Annotated in this window: 15 protein-coding genes; 10 read left to right on the forward strand and 5 right to left on the reverse strand. The window is 64.3% G+C overall.

Annotation, left to right across the window (positions count from 1 at the left end):
* Nucleotides 1-29: 29 nt before the first annotated feature.
* Together J2S96_RS16005 and J2S96_RS16010 are read left to right on the forward strand one after the other, a co-directional pair.
* On the forward strand, nt 30-1,496 hold the full coding sequence (locus J2S96_RS16005; RefSeq protein WP_306865613.1) for an FAD-dependent oxidoreductase: 1,467 nt from the start codon (nt 30-32) through the stop codon (nt 1,494-1,496).
* 95 nt (nt 1,497-1,591) lie between these two features.
* Nucleotides 1,592-3,004, forward strand: coding sequence for an MBL fold metallo-hydrolase (locus tag J2S96_RS16010; RefSeq protein ID WP_306865614.1), 1,413 nt, complete (start codon nt 1,592-1,594; stop codon nt 3,002-3,004).
* Nucleotides 3,005-3,138: 134 nt separating this feature from the next.
* On the opposite strand, the gene J2S96_RS16015 is transcribed toward J2S96_RS16010, so the two are convergent.
* The 3 genes from J2S96_RS16015 to J2S96_RS16025 all read right to left on the reverse strand — a co-directional run bounded on the left by J2S96_RS16015 (nt 3,139) and on the right by J2S96_RS16025 (nt 6,625).
* On the reverse strand, nt 3,139-3,819 hold the full coding sequence (locus tag J2S96_RS16015; RefSeq protein ID WP_306865616.1) for a FadR/GntR family transcriptional regulator: 681 nt from the start codon (nt 3,817-3,819) through the stop codon (nt 3,139-3,141).
* Complete coding sequence (locus J2S96_RS16020; RefSeq protein ID WP_370873141.1) at nt 3,816-5,081, reverse strand: MFS transporter; 1,266 nt, start codon at nt 5,079-5,081, stop codon at nt 3,816-3,818. The genes J2S96_RS16015 and J2S96_RS16020 overlap by 4 nt, the downstream gene beginning before the upstream one ends.
* Before the next feature lie 101 nt (nt 5,082-5,182).
* Nucleotides 5,183-6,625: a PucR family transcriptional regulator gene (locus tag J2S96_RS16025; RefSeq protein ID WP_306865618.1), complete on the reverse strand. Its 1,443-nt coding sequence runs from the start codon at nt 6,623-6,625 to the stop codon at nt 5,183-5,185.
* Between the two features lie 144 nt (nt 6,626-6,769).
* On the opposite strand from J2S96_RS16025, the gene J2S96_RS16030 reads away from it, so the two are divergent.
* Entirely contained in the window at nt 6,770-8,200 is a 1,431-nt protein-coding gene (locus J2S96_RS16030) for a gamma-aminobutyraldehyde dehydrogenase (RefSeq protein WP_306865621.1), read from the forward strand.
* 54 nt (nt 8,201-8,254) lie between these two features.
* Nucleotides 8,255-9,610 (forward strand): 4-aminobutyrate--2-oxoglutarate transaminase, encoded by a 1,356-nt coding sequence (gene gabT, locus J2S96_RS16035; protein ID WP_306865623.1) that lies wholly within the window; start codon nt 8,255-8,257, stop codon nt 9,608-9,610.
* Between the two features lie 161 nt (nt 9,611-9,771).
* Here gabT and rarD read toward each other — a convergent pair whose 3' ends face one another.
* Nucleotides 9,772-10,749, reverse strand: coding sequence for an EamA family transporter RarD (rarD, locus tag J2S96_RS16040; RefSeq protein WP_306865750.1), 978 nt, complete (start codon nt 10,747-10,749; stop codon nt 9,772-9,774).
* Nucleotides 10,750-10,971: 222 nt separating this feature from the next.
* On the opposite strand from rarD, the gene J2S96_RS16045 reads away from it, so the two are divergent.
* The 6 genes from J2S96_RS16045 to J2S96_RS16070 all read left to right on the forward strand — a co-directional run bounded on the left by J2S96_RS16045 (nt 10,972) and on the right by J2S96_RS16070 (nt 18,267).
* Nucleotides 10,972-12,405, forward strand: a complete 1,434-nt coding sequence (locus tag J2S96_RS16045; RefSeq protein WP_306865625.1) for an FAD-dependent oxidoreductase — start codon at nt 10,972-10,974, stop codon at nt 12,403-12,405.
* Nucleotides 12,406-12,477: 72 nt separating this feature from the next.
* Nucleotides 12,478-13,842: a GAF domain-containing protein gene (locus J2S96_RS16050; protein ID WP_306865627.1), complete on the forward strand. Its 1,365-nt coding sequence runs from the start codon at nt 12,478-12,480 to the stop codon at nt 13,840-13,842.
* Between the two features lie 83 nt (nt 13,843-13,925).
* Nucleotides 13,926-14,540 carry a hypothetical protein gene (locus J2S96_RS16055; protein ID WP_306865629.1) on the forward strand — a complete coding sequence of 205 codons (615 nt, stop codon included), beginning with the start codon at nt 13,926-13,928 and terminating at the stop codon, nt 14,538-14,540.
* Between the two features lie 117 nt (nt 14,541-14,657).
* On the forward strand, nt 14,658-16,181 hold the full coding sequence (gene exaC / locus J2S96_RS16060) for an acetaldehyde dehydrogenase ExaC (RefSeq protein ID WP_306865631.1): 1,524 nt from the start codon (nt 14,658-14,660) through the stop codon (nt 16,179-16,181).
* Between the two features lie 3 nt (nt 16,182-16,184).
* Nucleotides 16,185-16,601 carry a DUF779 domain-containing protein gene (locus J2S96_RS16065; protein WP_306865633.1) on the forward strand — a complete coding sequence of 139 codons (417 nt, stop codon included), beginning with the start codon at nt 16,185-16,187 and terminating at the stop codon, nt 16,599-16,601.
* Nucleotides 16,602-16,713: 112 nt separating this feature from the next.
* Nucleotides 16,714-18,267, forward strand: coding sequence for an amino acid permease (locus tag J2S96_RS16070; RefSeq protein WP_306865635.1), 1,554 nt, complete (start codon nt 16,714-16,716; stop codon nt 18,265-18,267).
* 154 nt (nt 18,268-18,421) lie between these two features.
* Here J2S96_RS16070 and J2S96_RS16075 read toward each other — a convergent pair whose 3' ends face one another.
* Nucleotides 18,422-19,057, reverse strand: a complete 636-nt coding sequence (locus J2S96_RS16075; protein ID WP_306865637.1) for a DUF2461 domain-containing protein — start codon at nt 19,055-19,057, stop codon at nt 18,422-18,424.
* Nucleotides 19,058-19,135: the final 78 nt, after the last annotated feature.

Below are 19,135 nucleotides of genomic sequence, written 5' to 3' on the forward strand. Positions count from 1 at the left end.
CCAGAAGCACACTGAAAAGGAACACAGCCGTGTCATCTAGCACCACCGTTGGATCTGTCGAGCGCCCGCTGCGCGTCGCCGTCGTCGGGTCCGGCCCGGCCGGCGTCTACGCCGCGGATATCCTGACCAAGAGCGAGGCCGTCAAGAGCGGCGAACTGACGGTCAGCATCGACCTCTTCGACCGCTACCCGGCCCCCTACGGCCTGATCCGCTACGGCGTTGCCCCTGACCACCCCCGCATCAAGGGCATCGTGAACGCCCTGCACAAGGTCCTGGACCGCGGTGACATCCGTTTCTTCGGCAACGTCGACTACGGCACGGACATCTCCATCGAGGACCTGCGCACCCACTACGATGCCGTCATCTTCGCCACCGGAGCCGTCAAGGACGCCGATCTGAACATCCCGGGCATCGAGCTGGAGGGCTCCTTCGGCGGAGCCGACTTCGTCTCCTGGTACGACGGACACCCGGACGTGCCCCGCGAGTGGCCGCTCGAAGCGACCTCCGTGGCCGTGCTCGGCAACGGCAACGTGGCGTTGGATGTAGCCCGTGTCCTGTCCAAGCACGCGGACGACCTCCTCGTCACCGAAATTCCGGACAACGTCTACGCCGGCCTCAAGGCCTCTCCGGTCACGGACGTTCACGTCTTCGGCCGCCGCGGTCCGGCACAGGTGAAGTTCACCCCGCTGGAACTCCGCGAGTTGTCCCATTCCAAGGACGTGGACATCATCCTCTACGCGGAGGACTTCGAGTTTGACGAAGAGTCGGACCGCCAGATCCAGACCAACAACCAGACCAAGACCATGGTGGGCACCCTCACCAACTGGATCGCAGAGCAGCCCGAGGACCTGTCTGAGCTCAAGGCCTCACGCCGGCTGCACCTGCACTTCCTGCACAGCCCGGTGGAGATCGTGGATTCCGCGGAGACCCCGGGCAAGGTTGCCGCGATCAAGTTCGAGCGCACAGAGCTGGACGGAACCGGCAACGTGCGCGGTACCGGCGAGATCGTCGATTACCCGGTCCAGGCCGTGTACCGGGCCATCGGCTACTTCGGTTCTGCCCTCCCGGACATCGAGTTCGACCACCGGCGCGGGGTCGTTCCGAACGACGGCGGCCGTGTGCTGGACGCTTCAGGCCAGCACGTTCCTGGGCTGTACGCCACGGGCTGGATCAAGCGTGGTCCCATCGGACTCATCGGCCACACCAAGGGCGACGCCCTGGAGACGATCACGTACCTCTTGGAAGACCGCGAAAACCTCCCGTTCGCCGCAGTTCCCGAGACGGACGCCGTCGTCGAGCTCCTCGACGCCCGCGGCGTGAAGTTCACCAGCTGGGAAGGCTGGCTGGCGCTTGACGCCCACGAGCGTGCCCTGGGTGCCGCCGCGTCCGACGCCGGCACCTCGCACGGCGTCGAGGTCCAGCGCGAACGCATCAAGGTTGTGCCGCGTGAGGACATGGTGGACATTTCCCGCGACGGTGTAGCCGCCCAGGTCTAGGATTTCCAACGCGAGGTCACTTACGGCCCATCCGAAGCATCGGAATGGGCCGTAAGTGACCCCGCGATGCGTGTTGTCGGGGTTAGACTCGCGATATGGACGTCGTGGTCATCGAAACGACCCAATTGGGGGACCGCAGCTACCTCGTTCATGACGGCAAGGTAGCGCTCGTGATCGACCCCCAGCGCGATACCGACCGCGTCGAAACAGCAGCTCGAAACGCCGGTGTGACCATCACGCATGTCGCCGAGACGCACCTCCACAACGACTACCTCACCGGTGGACTCATCCTTGCCCGGGAGCACAATGCCCGCTACCTGGTGAACGCCGCGGACAAGGTTGCGTTTGAGCGTGAGCCCGTTGTTCCGGGTCAGACGTTCAAGGTAGGCAGACTGTCCGTCAAGCCGGTGGCCACTCCTGGCCATACGCACACGCACCTGGCCTATGTAGTTTCGGACCCCGACGCCGGGAGCGCCGCCGACGCCGGGACCGACGCCGGGACCGGAGTGCGGCAAGCCGTGTTCTCCGGCGGCAGCCTCCTTTACGGCTCGGTGGGCCGGACGGATCTGATTGGACCAGGGGACACCGCCGGACTGGCGCACGACCAGTACGCCTCGGTTCGGCGGCTCGTTGCTGAGGCCGCGCCGGACGCGATCCTGTATCCCACCCATGGCTTCGGTTCGTTTTGTTCCATCGGTCCCGCGAGCAAGGTCTCCGTTTCGACGCTCGGTCAGCAGGGCGCCACCAACCATGCGCTCACTGACCCTGACGAAGACCACTTTGTGCGGCACCTGTTGGCGAGCATCACGGCCTACCCGAGCTACTACGCGCACATGAGCCCGCTCAACGCCCGGGGCCCGGAACCCGCACTGCTCGACGTGCCGGAATCGGTGGAATCCGCGGAGCTGGAGCGCAGGCTCGCTGCCGGGGAATGGGTGGTGGACCTGCGTAACAGGGTCGCATTCGCCGCGAGCCATCTCCGCGGCAGTGTGGCCTTTGAATACGGGACAGGATCGAGCTTCACGAGCTACCTCGGTTGGGTCCTGCCATGGAACCAGCCGCTGACATTGCTGGGCGCCCACGACGACGTCGAAAAGGCCATCCGCGACCTGGCAAGGATCGGATTCGACTCCCCGGATGCTGCCGTGGGCCAGGATCCCGGGGCTCTGGCACCAAGCACGTCTTTGGTGCAGTATCCGGTCACCGACTGGGCGGGGCTGGTGCGGGACCGGGCCCCGGGCGAAACCGTGCTGGACGTGCGCCGTACGGAGGAATTTGCCGCGTCCCATGTATCCAGGGCAATGAATGTTCCGTTGCACGAGCTTTTGCGCCGGATGGACGAGTTGCCGAATGCGAGGATCTGGGTTCATTGCGCTTCCGGCTATCGGGCCAGCGTCGCCGCAAGCCTGCTGCACCGTGTGGGCCGCGATGTCGTGCTCATAGACGCCCCGTTCCGGGAGGCAGCCGACGCCGGTGTCGAGCTAAGAGGCGCCGCCGCCCCGAAGTAGCCACCCCGGACGCCCGGCCACGTCTGGCCGGCTTTTTCCCGACGCCCGGCCACGTCCGGCCGGCTTTTTCCCGACGCCCGGTCACGTCATCTGCGCGAGGGATCGGTGTAAAGAGGGCTTTAGGTGACCGGGCGTCAGCAATTGATCCATTCCGCTGCGAAGTCCAGGTTGCGGTACACGCTCGCGACGGCGGCCGCCTCGTCGCGTGCCTCGATGGCGTCGGCGAGCTCGTCGTGGCCTTCGTGCGGGATACCGTTGAAGCCGGACTTGCGTTGTTGGCGCAGGAGATCGTCGTGGAAGACCCCGCCGAAGGAGACATACAACTGGTGGAGCAACGGGTTGCCCGAAGCCAAGGCCACCCGTTCGTGGAAATCCCAATCGGCGCGCGCCCAGGCGGGGTAGTCGGCCGCGAGCCACGCTTCGTGGCGCAGCTGGAGAAGCGCCCGCATGGCGGCGATGTCTTCGGCCGTGGCATGCTTCGTGGCTAGTCGGGCGGCTTGGGTGTCGAGCCCCATCCGGACCTCGACTATGTGCTCCTGCGTGTGTTCCTTGTAAATCCTTTGGGCTGCGCCGGAGATCTCGCTGGTGGCCCGGACGTAGGTCCCATCACCGCGGCGGACCTCCAACATGCCACTGTGGGCCAACCCTTTGATGGCTTCGCGAAGTGTCCCGCGCGAGACCCCGAGCGAGGCCATGAGTTCCGGCTCAGCGGGAATCTTTTCCTGCAGTCGCCACTCTCCGGACTGGATCATCCCGAGCAGTTGTTTGGTGACTTCCTCGGCCAAGGCTGGCCGGTGCGAAGGTATCAGGCTCATGCCACGGGCCTTGGTCCGGCCTTGATCGGCGTACGTTTGCTGGTCAGCAAGTGGCAGGTCACCATGAGAGCCAAGGCCGCCACGGCAAGGAGCGCCAAAGGAAGGGTCCAGGCGCCGGTGGCACTATGGAGCAGGCCCATGCCGAACGGTCCCAACGCCGCAATCAAATACCCCACGGACTGGGCGACCGTGGACATGGCGGTGGTCTCCGCCGTCGTACGCCCGCTCCGGCTGATGATCACCAGGACCAGCGGGAAGATGCCCAGGCCGAAGCCGAACATCACGGCCGGAACTGCCGCGAAAGACGTCGGGAGCAACAGCATTGCCGGGACCGCCAGGAGGGTGGTCCCGCTACCCAGGTACAAGGCGGGACGCATCATGCCGGGCCGCGAGCCGATGGCCAGGAGGATCATGCCGGCGGCCACCGAAACCAGCTGCATGAGCCCGAACTGGAGGCCGCTCGCTGAGGCGCTGAGCCCTTGGCTTGTCAGAATGTAGGCAAACCAACTCATCACGGCATACGCAAGGAGGGCCTGCAGCGTGAAGATGGAAGTGATGAGGAAACCCAGCCGCGTACGCAGGAGCGGCCACATCGAGACATGCTCCTGGCTGGCCCTGCGTGAGGTGCGATGAGCGTGGAGGACCATCGGGAGAAAGCCAAGAAGCGCGGCGACGCCAAGGAGGCCCCACGCGGCCAGGCCCATCGACGGCGAGCCCAGCTGCTGGGCCAAGGGCACGCTGACTGCCGCGGCGAAGGTGGCACCGCCTGACATCGTGAAGGTGTAGAGGCCGGTCATCATGGAGGTCTTGCTCGCATAGTGCTCGCGGATGTACGAGGGCATAGCCACGTTGCATACCGCCAGGCCGGACATCGCCAACACTGTGCCGGCGAGGAGGGCGCTGGTCGCGGGGACGCTGCGGACCAGGAGCCCTGCGGCCAACATTGCCAGCGCTACGAAGATCGACTTCTCAACGCCGATCCGGCGCGACAGCCACGAGGTGCCCAATCCTGCGACGGCGAAGCACAGCAAGGGGATGGACGGAAGAATCGACGCGACAAGCGCTCCGTAGCCGAGGAAAGCCTGCAAATCGTGGAACAGTGCCGCCGCGCTGGTGATGCCGGCACGCAGGTTCAAGCCGATCAGGATGACGGCGACGATCCCGACGACGGCGACCACCCGGGATTTCGGCGCGGCGGGTCCGCCAGCGGCTGGCACCGTCGTTGCTTGCATCGGTCGGGGAGTCGGGGGAGTCGAGGCCATACTTAAAGGTTAGACGTTTGATGTTTGGTGGGGGAAGTTTTGTGGCCAACGTCTCCGGGCACGGCATGCGCGCGGCGCGGGGCTGGCGTCGGGGGGAACGTTTAGCGCGGGTTGCGCGCTCCCAGCCGTTGCACGGCCAGGGCGAGCCACAGCTGCACCCGGTCCGGCGTCTGGGCGGGGTCGTAGCCGGTGAGGTCCGTGATTTGTGCCAAACGGTAACGCACCGTGTTTCGGTGCAGGGTCAGGGCTTCGGCGACGGCGGCCACCGAACCATTGTGGTTGAGGTAGCTTTCCAGGGTGGAAACGAGCTCCGAGCCATGCTCGGCGTCGAACTTGCGCAGGGGAGTGAGCGCCTCGCTGGCCATATCGGCCAACGGCACATCCTCGCTCGCCAGCAACAGCGAGGTCAGGCTGAGCCGCTCGGGTTCGTTGACCGGCAGGCCGTGCGCCACGGCGTCGCGCGCTTCGAAGTAACTCCAGCGCACGCCGTTGGGCTTGGTGTAGGCGCCGCCAATCCCGATCACCGCGTGGATCCCCGCCTCCAAGAGGTGATCACTGAGATCCTTGGCCAGCGCGCTCGCGGAACTGCCGTCGTCGGGCACTACCGTCACCAGATCCTTCCCGACGACGGCGGTCACCCCGCCGTCGAGCGATTGCGGAAGCGAGGTGGTGCCGAGCTGTTTGTGGTGGGCGGCGGAGACCACCAGCAGCACCACGTTTTTGCGGGTGCTGTTGATCCCGACGCCGGCCAGGCGGCGGGCGCCCTCCATCGCGTCCAGCGTTCCGTGGATGACATCGTCCAGCACCTGGCCCGCCAAGGCCCGCTGGCTCTGGCGCTGCTTGACCATGTTGTTGAGTTCCACGCTGATCAGGTTCTGGGCATAGCCGACAATCCCGGTGTCGCCGAAGGGCTGCTTGATCCAGAGGGTGCAGGCATCGCGGCGGCCTGTCGGGATGGGGAAGGACGCCCAATCCTCCGCCGTGGGCGCGGGCTTCCCGTCCACGCTGTTGTAAAGCTGGGCGCTGAACTGGGTGAGTGCGATGTCGGTGCGGAGCATGCTGCCCAATTGCTTGAGTAGTTCGCCGAGGCCGCCGCCGGTCAGCAGGGCGCGGGCCAGGATCTGGTGGCCGGCGATGAGGCGTTCCAGTTTGGAGTAGTGGTCAGCGGATTGGGAATCGGCGACGAGTTTGCCAATGGCGATGAAGGGGGTCTCATACGGTACTTCCACGAGGGGGAGGCCCCATCGGTTCGCCTCCGCGATAAGGGCAGGCGGCATGGCCTCGTGGGTCAACCCGGTGCCGAAGCCGATGCCGACGGCTCCCGCGCGCTGGACCTGGCGCACGAAGCGACGCTGTTCCGCCGCCCCGTTGAGCCTGAGGCCCGTGGTGAGGATCAGCTCCCCGCCATTGAGGAAGCGTTGGGGATCCTCCTGTTCGGTCACGGCCACCCAGCGGATATCTTCGTTCCACGTGGTTTCCGCGAGGCCGGCTTTACGGAGCCGGAGGGAGGGAACGGCGACGAGCGCGGCGAGTGACATTGCCATGCCAAAAAGGATATCCCGGCACTGGTCATTCGCACTAAGTCGGAGTGGTCAGGGTGTGCACCTGACTATTCCGCACTACGGGGTGCTGGCATAGGCTCGGAGCAGCTGAAACCAATGCCTAGACACCGAAAGAGGTTGTACACCGTGGTCCAAACCTTGCAGAACTTCATCAACGGCGAGTTCGTCACGCCGGCAGGCACCGAACTGCTAGACATTGTGAACCCCACCAACGGGGAGATTGTCGCCCACGCGCCTATCTCCACGGAGGCCGACGTCGACGCCGCCATGAACGCGGCGAAGGAAGCTTTCAAGTCCTGGAAGCACGTCACGCCGGGCCAGCGCCAGCTCATGTTGCTCAAGCTCGCGGATGCCATCGAGGCCAACAGCGACGAGCTCGTTGAGGCGCAGCACCGCAACACCGGCCAGGTCCGCGCCCTCATCGCGTCCGAGGAAGTCGCCGCCGGTGCCGACCAGCTCCGCTTCTTCGCGGGCGCCGCCCGCATCATGGAAGGCAAATCCGCCGGCGAGTACTTCGAGGGTCACACCTCGTACGTCCGCCGCGAACCGATCGGCGTCGTGGCCCAGGTCGCGCCGTGGAACTACCCGTTCCTCATGGCTATCTGGAAGATCGGCCCCGCCCTCGCCGCAGGCAACACCGTTGTCCTCAAGCCCTCCGACACCACTCCGGAATCCACGCTCGTGCTCGCACGGCTCGCGGGGGAGATCCTCCCGGCCGGTGTCCTCAACGTGGTCCTCGGCAACGCTGCCACCGGCTCCATTATGGTGGAGCACAAGGTCCCGGGCCTCGTCTCGATCACCGGTTCCGTCCGTGCCGGGATCGCCGTTGCCTCCGGAGCGGCCAAGGGCCTTAAGCGTGCCCACCTGGAGCTCGGCGGCAAGGCCCCGGCCATCGTCTTCAAGGACGCCGACATCAAGAAGAGCGCAGCGGCGATCGCCGAATTCGCCTTCTTCAACGCCGGCCAGGACTGCACGGCCATCACCCGCGTGCTGATCGAAGACGAGATCCACGACGACGTGGTTGCCGCCATGGTGGAGCACACCAAGACGCTGCACACCGGTTCGCAGAACGACGAGGAAAACTACTTCGGCCCGCTCAACAACGTGAACCACTTCAACGCCGTGAATTCGGTAGTGGAGCACCTGCCGGCCAACTGCAAGATCGAAACCGGCGGCCACCGTGCGGGCGACAAAGGCTTCTTCTTCGAGCCCACCATCATCACGGGCGCCAAGCAGACTGACGACGTCGTCCAGAAGGAAACCTTCGGACCCGTCATCACCGTCCAGAAGTTCACCACCGAGGCCGAGGCACTCGAGATGGCCAACGACGTCGAATACGCCCTGGCCTCCAGCGTCTGGACCACGGACCACGGCACGGCCATGCGCATGAGCCGCGACCTGGACTTCGGTGCTGTCTGGATCAACACCCACATCCTGCTGACCGCTGAAATGCCGCACGGCGGTTTCAAGCAGTCCGGTTACGGCAAAGACCTGTCCATGTACGGCGTCGAGGACTACACGCGCATCAAGCACGTTATGTCTGCACTTGATGCCTGAGTCCCCACCGGCACCCTACACACGACACGCAAAAGCAAGAAAGAAAGAACCATCATGACCGCAACAGCACATGAAATCACCTACCGCCTGGACCAGAAGCGCAGCATCAACGGCGCCTTCCCCGGCCCCAAGTCCCAGGCCCTCAACGAGCGCCGCGCAGCCGTCGTCGCTGCCGGTGTGTCCTCGGGCGTGCCGGTCTACGTTGAGGACGCCGACGGCGGCATCATCCGCGACGTGGACGGCAACTCCTTCATCGACCTCGGTTCCGGCATCGCCGTCACCAGCGTGGGTGCCTCGGACCCGGCCGTCGTCGCCGCTGTCCAGGAAGCTGCCGGGCACTTCACGCACACCTGCTTCATGGTCACCCCGTATGAGGGCTACGTCGCCGTCGCCGAGCAGCTGAACCGCCTCACCCCGGGCGACCACGAGAAGCGCACCGTGCTCTTCAACTCCGGTGCCGAAGCAGTGGAGAACGCCGTCAAGGTTGCCCGCCTCGCCACCGGTCGTGACGCCGTCGTCGCCTTCGACCACGCCTACCACGGCCGCACCAACCTGACCATGGCGCTGACAGCCAAGGCCATGCCGTACAAGACCAACTTCGGCCCGTTCGCGCCCGAGGTCTACCGCATGCCGATGAGCTACCCGTTCCGCGAGGAGAACCCGGAGATCACGGGTGCCGAGGCCGCCAAGCGCGCCATCACCATGATCGAGAAGCAGATCGGCGGCGAGCAGGTTGCCGCGATCATCATCGAACCGATCCAGGGCGAGGGCGGCTTCATTGTCCCGGCTGAGGGCTTCCTGCCGGCACTGTCCGCTTGGGCCAAGGAAAAGGGCATCGTCTTCATTGCCGACGAGGTCCAGTCCGGTTTCTGCCGCACGGGTGAATGGTTCGCCGTCAACCACGAAGGCGTTGTCCCTGACATCATCACCATGGCCAAGGGCATCGCCGGCGGCCTCCCGCTATCAGCCATCACGGGCCGTGCAGACCTGCTCGACGCCGTTCACCCCGGCGGCTTGGGCGGCACCTACGGTGGCAACCCGGTTGCGTGCGCAGCCGCGCTTGCTGCGATCGACACGATGGAGCAGCACGACCTCAACGGCCGCGCCCGCCACATTGAGGAAATTGCGCTTGGCCGCCTGCGCGAACTCGCGGGTGAAGTTTCGGTCATCGGGGACGTCCGCGGCCGCGGCGCCATGCTGGCCATTGAACTGGTCCAGGCCGGCTCCAAGGAACCGAACCCGGAACTCACCAAGGCCGTTGCCGCCGCATGCCTCCAGGAAGGCGTCATCATCCTGACCTGCGGCACCTACGGCAACGTCATCCGCCTGCTGCCCCCGCTGGTCATCAGCGACGAACTGCTCCTGGACGGTCTTGAGGTCCTGGCAGCGGCCATCAAGGCCAACGCGTAGCCCCACTCCCAGCGGGGACATGCTCCCCTCTGCGCGCCAAGGATGGACATAGTGCTGCTATGTCCATCCTTGGCGTTTAACGGGGGGCATGCCCCGTGGGTACCAATGGACATGTTCGGTCGTGGTGGGTACGGAGGGGCATGCTCCGTATTGCAGGGCCCCTAGGCCGCGCCGAGCCGGGCGTTTTTCCTGGTTGCGTTTCTCCTGATTACCGAGTTCTTGCGTGCCGTGCGCAGCATGTCCAGGGTCAGGAGCAGCAGCGCCAGCCACACGATGCCGAAGCCTACCCAGCGGTCAGGTGTCATGGCCTCGTGGAGGACCGTCAAGGCCACGATGAACTGCAGGATCGGTGCGAAGTACTGCAGCAGTCCGATCGTGGTCATGGGCAGGCGGCGTGCGGAGGCGCCGAAGAACAGGAGCGGTACGGCGGTGATGATGCCCGAAGCCGCCAGCAGCCAGAAGTGGGCAGGTCCGTCGCTGCCCAGGGTCGCGGCACCCGTGACGCCGAGGACAACCATGACGGCGCCCGCAATCGGCGCAAGGACCACGGTCTCGACCGTAAGGCTTGTGATGGCGCTGACCTTCGGTCCTACGCGCTTCTTCACGAAACCGTAGAGTCCAAAGCTGAACGCCAGGACCAGGGCGATCCACGGAAGCTTTCCATAGGAAACCGTCAGGACGCCGACGGCGATGAAACCAATCACGACGGCGGCCCACTGGAGCGGGCGAAGCGTTTCCTTCAGGACGAACACACCAAGCAGCACAGACACGAGCGGGTTGATGAAGTAGCCGAGCGAGGCTTCGACCGCGTGCCCGGTAGTGACGCCGAAGGTGTAGGTGAGCCAGTTGATGGCAATCAGACCGGCAGCTATCGCGAGCGGTCCGATGACGGTCCGTTCCTTGAAGGCATTGCCGAGGAGGCGCCACGTCCGGGTGATGGTGATGAGCAGGGCGCAGAAAATAAGCGACCAGACCACTCGGTTGGCGACGATTTCCACGGCTCCGGCGGGTTGCAAGACCACAAAGTAGAGCGGAAGCAGGCCCCACAAGCCGTACGCCCCGATACCGAACACCACGCCCGCCGTCGTCTCCTTCTTTGCTGCGGCGGCGGCCGCTTCTGAAGCATGCGATGCGGTGATGGTGGACTGGGCAGCGGTTTGCTCGGGCGTAGACACAAAGTCAACAACACCACATTTTGTGTGGGTATTCCTGACCGTACGGCCGGAAAGGTAGTGTGAGCTTCCTCGCCCAGTTGTGTCACCTGCCGCCACCTACTGACGTTCCGGCCGCAACTGAGAACTAGAATTGGAAACTGCGCGCCCCACCACGCGGGGCGGATTCCTGTCTCAGAAGGGTTCACGGTGTCCAACTCGGCCGAAACCACCTCAAAACGTCCATTGCGCGTCGCCATTGTCGGCGCAGGACCGGCCGGCGTCTATGCCGCGGATATCCTGACCAAATCGAACGAGGTCAAGGACGGCGACGTCGAGGTCAGCATCGACCTTTTCGAGGCGTACCCCGCACCGTACGGCCTGATCCGCTACGGCGTTGCCCCTGACCATCCCCGTATCAAGGGCATCGTCAACGCGCTCCACAAGGTCCTGGATCGCGGAGACATCCGCTTCCTCGGCAACGTGACGTACGGCCGCGACCTCACGCTCCATGACTTCCGCTCCTTCTATGACGCCGTTATCTTCTCCACGGGGGCCGTCAAGGACGCGGACCTGAACATTCCGGGAATCGAGCTGGAAGGCTCCTTCGGCGGGGCCGACTTCGTCTCCTGGTACGACGGACACCCGGACGTGCCCCGCGAGTGGCCGCTGGATGCCAAGGAAGTAGCAGTCATCGGCAACGGCAACGTCGCGCTGGATGTGGCCCGCATGCTCTCCAAGCACGCGGATGACCTCTTGGTGACCGAGATCCCCGACAACGTCTATGCCGCCCTCAAGGCCTCCCCGGTCACGGATGTGCACGTCTTCGGCCGCCGCGGTCCGGCCCAGATCAAGTTCACTCCGCTGGAATTGCGCGAGCTCTCACACTCCAACGACGTGGACATTGTGCTGTACCCGGAGGACTTCGAGTTTGACGAAGCTTCGGACGAGGCCATCCGCAGCAACAACCAGGTCAAGACCATGGTCAACACGCTGACCAACTGGCTTGTCGAGGAACATGCCGAAGCCGAGGAACCCTCCTCCCGTCGCCTGCACCTGCATTTCCTGCACAGCCCGGTGGAGATTGTTTCAGAAGATGGTTCGGGGAAAGTCTCCGGCATCAAGTTCGAGCGGATGAAACTGGACGGCACCGGCAACGTCAAGGGCACCGGTGAATTCGTGGAGTATCCGGTCCAGGCCGTCTACCGCGCCATTGGCTACCACGGTTCGCCGCTTGACGAGCTTGAGTACGACGCCCGCCGCGGTGTCATTCCCAACGACGGCGGCCGGGTGCTGGACGCCGAGGGCAAACCGGTACCGGGAATCTACGCCACGGGTTGGATCAAGCGCGGACCTGTCGGCCTGATCGGGCACACCAAGGGTGACGCCCTGGAGACCATCGGCTGCCTGCTGGAGGATCGGCTCACGCTGCCCCCTGCGGAAAACCCGGATCCGCAGGCCATCATCCACCTCCTGGAAGAGCGGGGAGTCGAGTACACCACCTGGGAAGGCTGGAACAAGCTCGATGCGCACGAACTAGCCCTTGGCGCCGCATGGACCGCCGAAAACCCGGACGCCGGCATCGTACGCGAACGCATCAAGGTGGTTCCGCGCGAGGACATGATCGAGATCTCACGCGGCTGACACCCCATACACAAACACCCGAGTCGCAACTAGACTCACCCATACTGTGCCGCGCCCGGTTTTGGGAGTTCGATGAAGAATCCGATCCACCCGGCAGCTTCGGTCAATGCCACCGCCGAGCTGTTGCAGCGCGATGCCCTGGCCGGGCACGAGAATCTGGAATCCTGGCGGCAAGGGCCCCCGGATACCAGGCAGCTACCCGGTTTGCGTCCACTGATCCAGGAATCGTGGCAGCGGTCGGCCCGGCTCAAGGCGAACCCGGACCACCCCGAGGCTCCCGTGGCCATGGACCTGGACGAGCTCGAGGAATACCGCCGCCAGCACCCGCTGGCCACGATCATGCCTGTCATCCAGAAGCTCCTCATCCAGCCCAGCTATGAGAGCGGTTTGCTGGTCGCCGTGGGGGACGAGCTTGGCCGCCTGCTCTGGGTGGACGGGAATACCGCAATGCGGCGCCGCGCGGAAGGCATGATGTTCGTGGCCGGCGCGGACTGGTCCGAAGCCGCCGTTGGCACCAGTGCGCCCGGCACGGCGCTCGCCCTGGGCCGCGGCATCCAGATTTCCGGCGCCGAGCACTACAAACGCTCCGTCCACCCGTGGAGCTGCACCGCGGTGCCGTTCCACGACCCTGACTCCGGAGCGCTCCTCGGCGTCGTCGACATCACCGGCACGGAGGCCGCCGTCGCACCCCACACCCTTTCCCTCGTTGAAGCAACCGTGGCGGCAGCGCAAGCGCAATTGCGCGTGGAAAGGCTCCAGCTCATCGCCACCAAGCACCCTGAGCGTGCCCGACGCCGGAACTCGCCTTCCGCCGTCGGCTCGAGCCAGGGCGCCGGGCTGTACCGGAACAGCCTCCAGCTGTTGGGCCGGGACCAGGCCCTGTTGAGCATGGGAGGCCGCAGCATTGCGCTTTCCGCGAGGCACAGCGAGATCCTGGCGTTGCTGGGCACCCGCCCCGAAGGACTCAGCGCCGAGGAACTCGCCCTGGCCCTCTATCCGGGGGATGGCTCGAGTGTCACCCTCCGGGCCGAAATGGTGCGCCTGCGAAAGGTGCTTCACGAACTCGACCCCGCTGCGGTCCCGGAATCCCGCCCGTACCGGCTCCCGATCGACCTCGGCCAGGATGCCGCCCAGGTTCTGTCCTGCCTGCAGCGGGGCGCCCACCGCATCGCCTTGGAGATCTACAAGGGCGCAGTCCTTCCGCATTCGGAAGCTCCCGGCATTGTGGAGCTCCGCGAGAAGGTCTCGGCGCTCTTGCGCGAGGCGGTCCTCAACGACGGCAATGCCGAGGCGCTGCTCAAGTATGCCGGGTTTCCTGAGGCAAAGAACGACGTCGATGTGCGGCGTGCCGCCCTTAAGCTCCTGCCGCCGCGCTCGCCCAAGCGGGCCGCCGTCGTCGCCGAGCTCGAACGCCTGGAAAAGGAACTGTCGGCCTGATGCCGGCCCCTCGTGTGGCACTCGGGTAATACGGAGTTTCGGCCCGTATCGTAGAACGGAGCCAAACGAAAGAAGCATCCTCCGTGTTGAACAAACGCCTTGCCGTCGCCCTGACCGTGTCCGGACTCCTTGCCGGAGCTACAGCCTGCGGGGCACCGGCCCAAACGTCGCCCGCGTCGGCGACGCCTTCAGCGACCACCGCGACTACGGCTGAAGTCACCGGTTGGGAACTCGACCCAGCCTCGGGCGCCCAGAGAATCAAGGCCGCAGGCCTGGATATCCTCACTGCCGAAGGCACGGCCGAGCACTATCACGCCCATCTGGACGTCCTTGTCGATGGCAAAGCCGTCACTGTCCCGGCTGAGATTGGCTTCAGTTTCGGGGCAGATGGCCAGCCCAACGGAATCTCCGCGCTGCACACGCACGACACGAGCGGCGTCATCCACATCGAAGCGCCCACGGCCGGCCAGAAGTACACGCTGGGCCAGGTCCTCAGCGAATGGGGAGTCCTGGACGGTAAGGAATCCACTGGAGCACCGCACGGCGGGACCGGCGGTTGGACCGCCTACGTGAACGGCGCGAAGCAGGATGTGCCAGTGTCCGGAGTGGTGCTCAAGGCCCACGACGAAGTAGTGCTCTCCTACGGTGCGGCACCTTCGCCGGTTCCGGGCTCCTACAATTTCCCTGCGGGTCTCTAGGCGACACCCACTCGTAAAAGTGATCTGAAGCACAGGGTTGCAACCTGCTTGCAACCTCCCCGCTCCTACGCTGATGGCACAGCAAAGCCACCATCATGCGGAGCAAGGGAGCTACAGATGACTGTTTATGCACAGCCGGGTGCCGAGGGTTCGAAGGTCGCCTTCAAGGACCGTTACGAGAACTGGATCGGCGGTGAGTGGGTTGCCCCGGTCAAGGGGCAGTACTTCGAGAACATCACTCCGGTGACCGGGAAGGCCTTCTGCGAGGTGGCTCGTGGCACGGCCGAGGACATCGAACTGGCCCTGGACGCCGCGCACAAGGTTGCCCCCTCTTGGGGCAAAACGTCTGCGGCCGAGCGGGCCGCGATCCTGAACAAGATCGCCGACCGCATCGACGAGAACGTCGAGCTCCTGGCTGTGGCGGAGACTTGGGACAACGGCAAGCCGATCCGGGAAACCCTGAACGCTGACATTCCCCTGGCTGCGGACCACTTCCGGTACTTCGCCTCCGCGATCCGCGCCCAGGAAGGCCACCTGTCGCAGCTGGACGAGGACACCACGGCCTACCACTTCCACGAGCCGCTGGGCGTCGTGGGCCAGATCATCCCGTGGAACTTCCCCATCCTGATGGCCGTGTGGAAGCTCGCCCCGGCGCTGGCCGCGGGCAACGCCGTCGTGCTCAAGCCAGCTGAACAGACCCCGGCCTCCATCCTGGTCCTCATGGAACTCATCGCCGATCTGCTGCCCGCCGGCGTCGTGAACGTGGTCAACGGTTTCGGTGTCGAAGCCGGCAAGCCTTTGGCGTCCAGCCCGCGGATCCGCAAGATCGCCTTCACCGGCGAAACCACCACGGGCCGGCTGATCAGCCAGTACGCTTCCCAGAACCTCATCCCGGTGACGCTTGAGCTGGGCGGGAAGAGCCCGAACATCTTCTTTGACGACGTCGCCGCGCAGGACGACGCGTTCTACGACAAGGCCCAGGAAGGCTTCACCCTCTTCGCCTTCAACCAAGGCGAAGTGTGCACCTGCCCCTCGCGCGCACTGGTCCAGGAAGGGATCTACGACTCCTTCATGGCCGATGCTGTGGCCAGGACCAACAAGATCATCCAGGGCAACCCGCTGGATACCGACACACAGCTCGGGGCACAGGCCTCCAACGACCAGCTCGAGAAGATCCTTTCCTACATCGACATCGGAAAGCAGGAAGGCGCGAAGGTCCTCACGGGCGGCGCCCGCGCCCAGCTCGAGGGCGATCTCGCCGGGGGTTACTACGTCCAGCCGACCATCTTCGAAGGCCACAACCGCATGCGGATCTTCCAGGAGGAAATCTTCGGCCCGGTGGTGTCCGTGACGAAGTTCAGCGACTACAACGATGCCATTGGAATCGCGAACGACACTCTCTACGGCCTTGGCGCCGGCGTTTGGTCCCGCAACGGCAACGTCGCCTACCGGGCGGGACGGGAAATCCAGGCCGGCCGGGTCTGGGTCAACAACTACCATGCCTACCCGGCCGGTGCTGCGTTCGGCGGTTACAAGTCCTCCGGCATCGGCCGCGAGAACCACGCCATGATGCTGGACCACTACCAGCAGACCAAAAACCTCCTGGTCAGCTACAACGAAAACAAACTCGGTTTCTTCTAAGCCGTGTCAACTGACCAGCTCGACGCCGCAGTGACGCTGCCCGGGGAGGACTTCTCCCGGGTGGCGCTCACCGCCGTTTCCATCGAGTTGCTCCGGAAGTTGTGGGAGCAGCACGGTCCACTCATGTTCCACCAGTCAGGCGGTTGCTGTGACGGTTCTTCCCCCATGTGCTATCCGGCGGGAGAATTCATTACCGGCGATTCGGACGTTTTGCTCGGGCTTTTCGACACTGGCGGGCCCGATCAACCGCAGCCTTTGGAGTTCTGGATGTCCCGGGAGCAGTTCAATTACTGGTCCCACACTCATCTGACGGTGGACGTAGTGGACGGCCGGGGGAGTGGCTTCTCCGTGGAATCGCCCGAGGGGAAGCGCTTCCTCATCCGTTCCACCTTGATGGATTGGAACGTCCCCAAAATCTGACGGCAGGCCGAGCCTGCGTCTCACGATTTGGGACAAATGTGGGGGTCCAAGGGCTGGACACTACTCTTGATGAGTCTGTTTCTACCACCTCATCAAGATTGTGGACTCTTCTATGAACCTCTTCCGGACCAAATCGATCGAGCAGTCCATCGCGGATGCCGATGAGCCCGGACGCAAGCTCAAGCGCTCCCTCAGCACCTGGGACCTGATGATCATGGGAGTTGCCGTTGCCGTCGGCGCCGGGATCTTCTCCGTGGGTGCCAAGGCCGCTGCGAACTTTGCCGGCCCCGCTGTGACGGTCTCCTTCGCCGTCGCAGCCGTCACGTGTGCCTTGGCCATCATGTGCTACGCAGAATTCGCCACCGCGATTCCGGTTGCCGGGTCCGCCTACGTCTTCACCTACGCCACCATGGGTGAGGTCCTCGCCTGGATCATTGGCTGGAACCTTATCCTTGAACTGTTCACGGCGGCCGCCGTCATCGCGAAGTACTGGGGCATCTACTTGAGCAAAGTGTTTGCGCTCATGGGTGTGGATATGCCTCCGGCGTTGAATATCGGCGGTGTGGATCTCTATTGGGGTGCTTTCCTCATTGTTGCCATCTTCACGGTGCTCCTCGTACTGGGTACCAAGCTGTCCGCCCGCGTGGGCAACGTCTTCACGCTGATCAAGATCGCCGTAGTGCTGTTCGTGATTGTCGTGGGCTTCACGTACGTGAAATTCTCCAACTACGCCCCCTTCGTCCCGGCATCGCAGCCTACCGGAGGCACCGACGGTGCGGACGTCATGAAGCAGTCCTTCTTCGGCTTCCTTACGGGCGCGGTTCCGGCTCAGTACGGAACGCTGGGCATCTTTGCCGGCGCAGCATTGGTGTTTTTTGCCTTCATCGGCTTTGACGTGGTTGCCACTTCCGCTGAAGAGGTCAAGAACCCGCAGAAGACTTTGCCCCGTGGCATTTTCGGCGGACTGGCCCTCGTGACGCTGCTGTACATCCTGGTCTCGCTGGCTCTGACCGGAATGGTGCCCTACACGCAACTGGCCCAAGCCAAGAACCCGACGCTGACCACGGCCTTCGAGGCGGTTGGAGATACCAACGCGGCAAAGGTCATTGCCTTTGGCTCCCTGATCGGTTTGACCACTGTCATCATGGTGCTGCTCATGGGCCTGGCCCGGGTGGTCCTGGCCATGAGCCGTGACGGTCTGCTTCCGCGCGCGCTGTCCAAGACCAGCGACAAGCGTTCGACGCCGGTCCGCCTCCAGATCATCTGTGGCGCTGCCGTGGCAATCGTCGCTGGTCTGACGAACGTGGATCTCCTCGAAGAAATGATCAACATCGGTACCCTCTCGGCCTTTGTCATGGTGAGCCTGGGCATCCTGGTCCTGCGTAAGAAGCGCCCGGATCTGAAGCCGTCTTTCCGGGTTCCGTTTGGCAAAGTGCTTCCCGTGGTCTCGGCTGTGCTGTGCGTCTACCTGATGACAAACCTGGCCGTGGAAACCTGGATCTTCTTCGCCATCTGGCTGGCAATCGGACTGGCCATCTACTTTGCCTACGGCCGCCGCCACTCCCGCCTGAACGAGAAATTCGCGTCCGCGAAGGCCGCTGTAGCCGGGAACGCCACTGTTTCCGACACGAGCGGCGACGACGCAGAAAGCCTCAGCAAGGTTTGATCCCGGGAGCAGCGGGCTAACGCTGCGGCTGGTTCAGGGCCCGCTTGGGCTGGTTCACGGCCCCCTTGGGCTGGGACGACGTTCCTCCGGAACGCTGCTTCCCGGCCCGAGGGGGCTTTTCCGTCCCCCTTATCCTTTACGGCGCCCTGACCCTTCACGGCGCGGCGTGCTCGTTGACCCACTCCACGAGCGGGCGCAGCACTTCCCAACGCTTGGCGATTTCCTCCTTGGCTGAGGGCTGGGACATCCATTCCGGTTCGCCCAAGGTCACTCCGGCGGACAATGATTTGTGCTTCAAGAGCTCGGCGCGTGGATGTTCTTTGTCGAATCCACGCGGTACGGTCTTGAGCTTCTCGCCTTCCACCGCGAAACCCGCGGCGGCGATGGCGTCGACGATTTTCTGGAGTTCCTCTCCGCTGGCCGGCGAATCCGTGGCGGCGCGGAACCGGGCAATCTGCTCCGGGGTACGCGAGTGGCATCCGCCCCCGACCAACAGGCCGTCTGCACTGAGTTGGATGTAGTAGCCCACGCCTTCCTTCTCCGCTGCAAACGCTCCCTGTGCAGTCTTGTAAGGGGACTTGTCCTGCGAGAAGCGGATATCCCGGTTCGGGCGGAAAACCTTGCCCGGACCGAACCGTGGCTCAAGCTCCTCCAGCAACAGCGTCAGGGGCTCCTTCACGGCGGAGTCGTAGATGTCTTTGTGCGCCAGCCACCACTCGCGGTTGTTGTTCTCTTCAAGTTCGGCATAGAACGCGACAGCCGCTGCGGGGATCCCGGTAAATGTGCTCATAGAGGGATCCTATGGACGCCCCGGAGCCGTGGCCATAGCCGGAATCCGCTATGTGGAAAACCTTGGGAAATGGGTGCG

The organism is Arthrobacter bambusae (assembly GCF_030812595.1).
Classification (GTDB): Bacteria; Actinomycetota; Actinomycetes; order Actinomycetales; family Micrococcaceae; genus Arthrobacter; species Arthrobacter bambusae_B.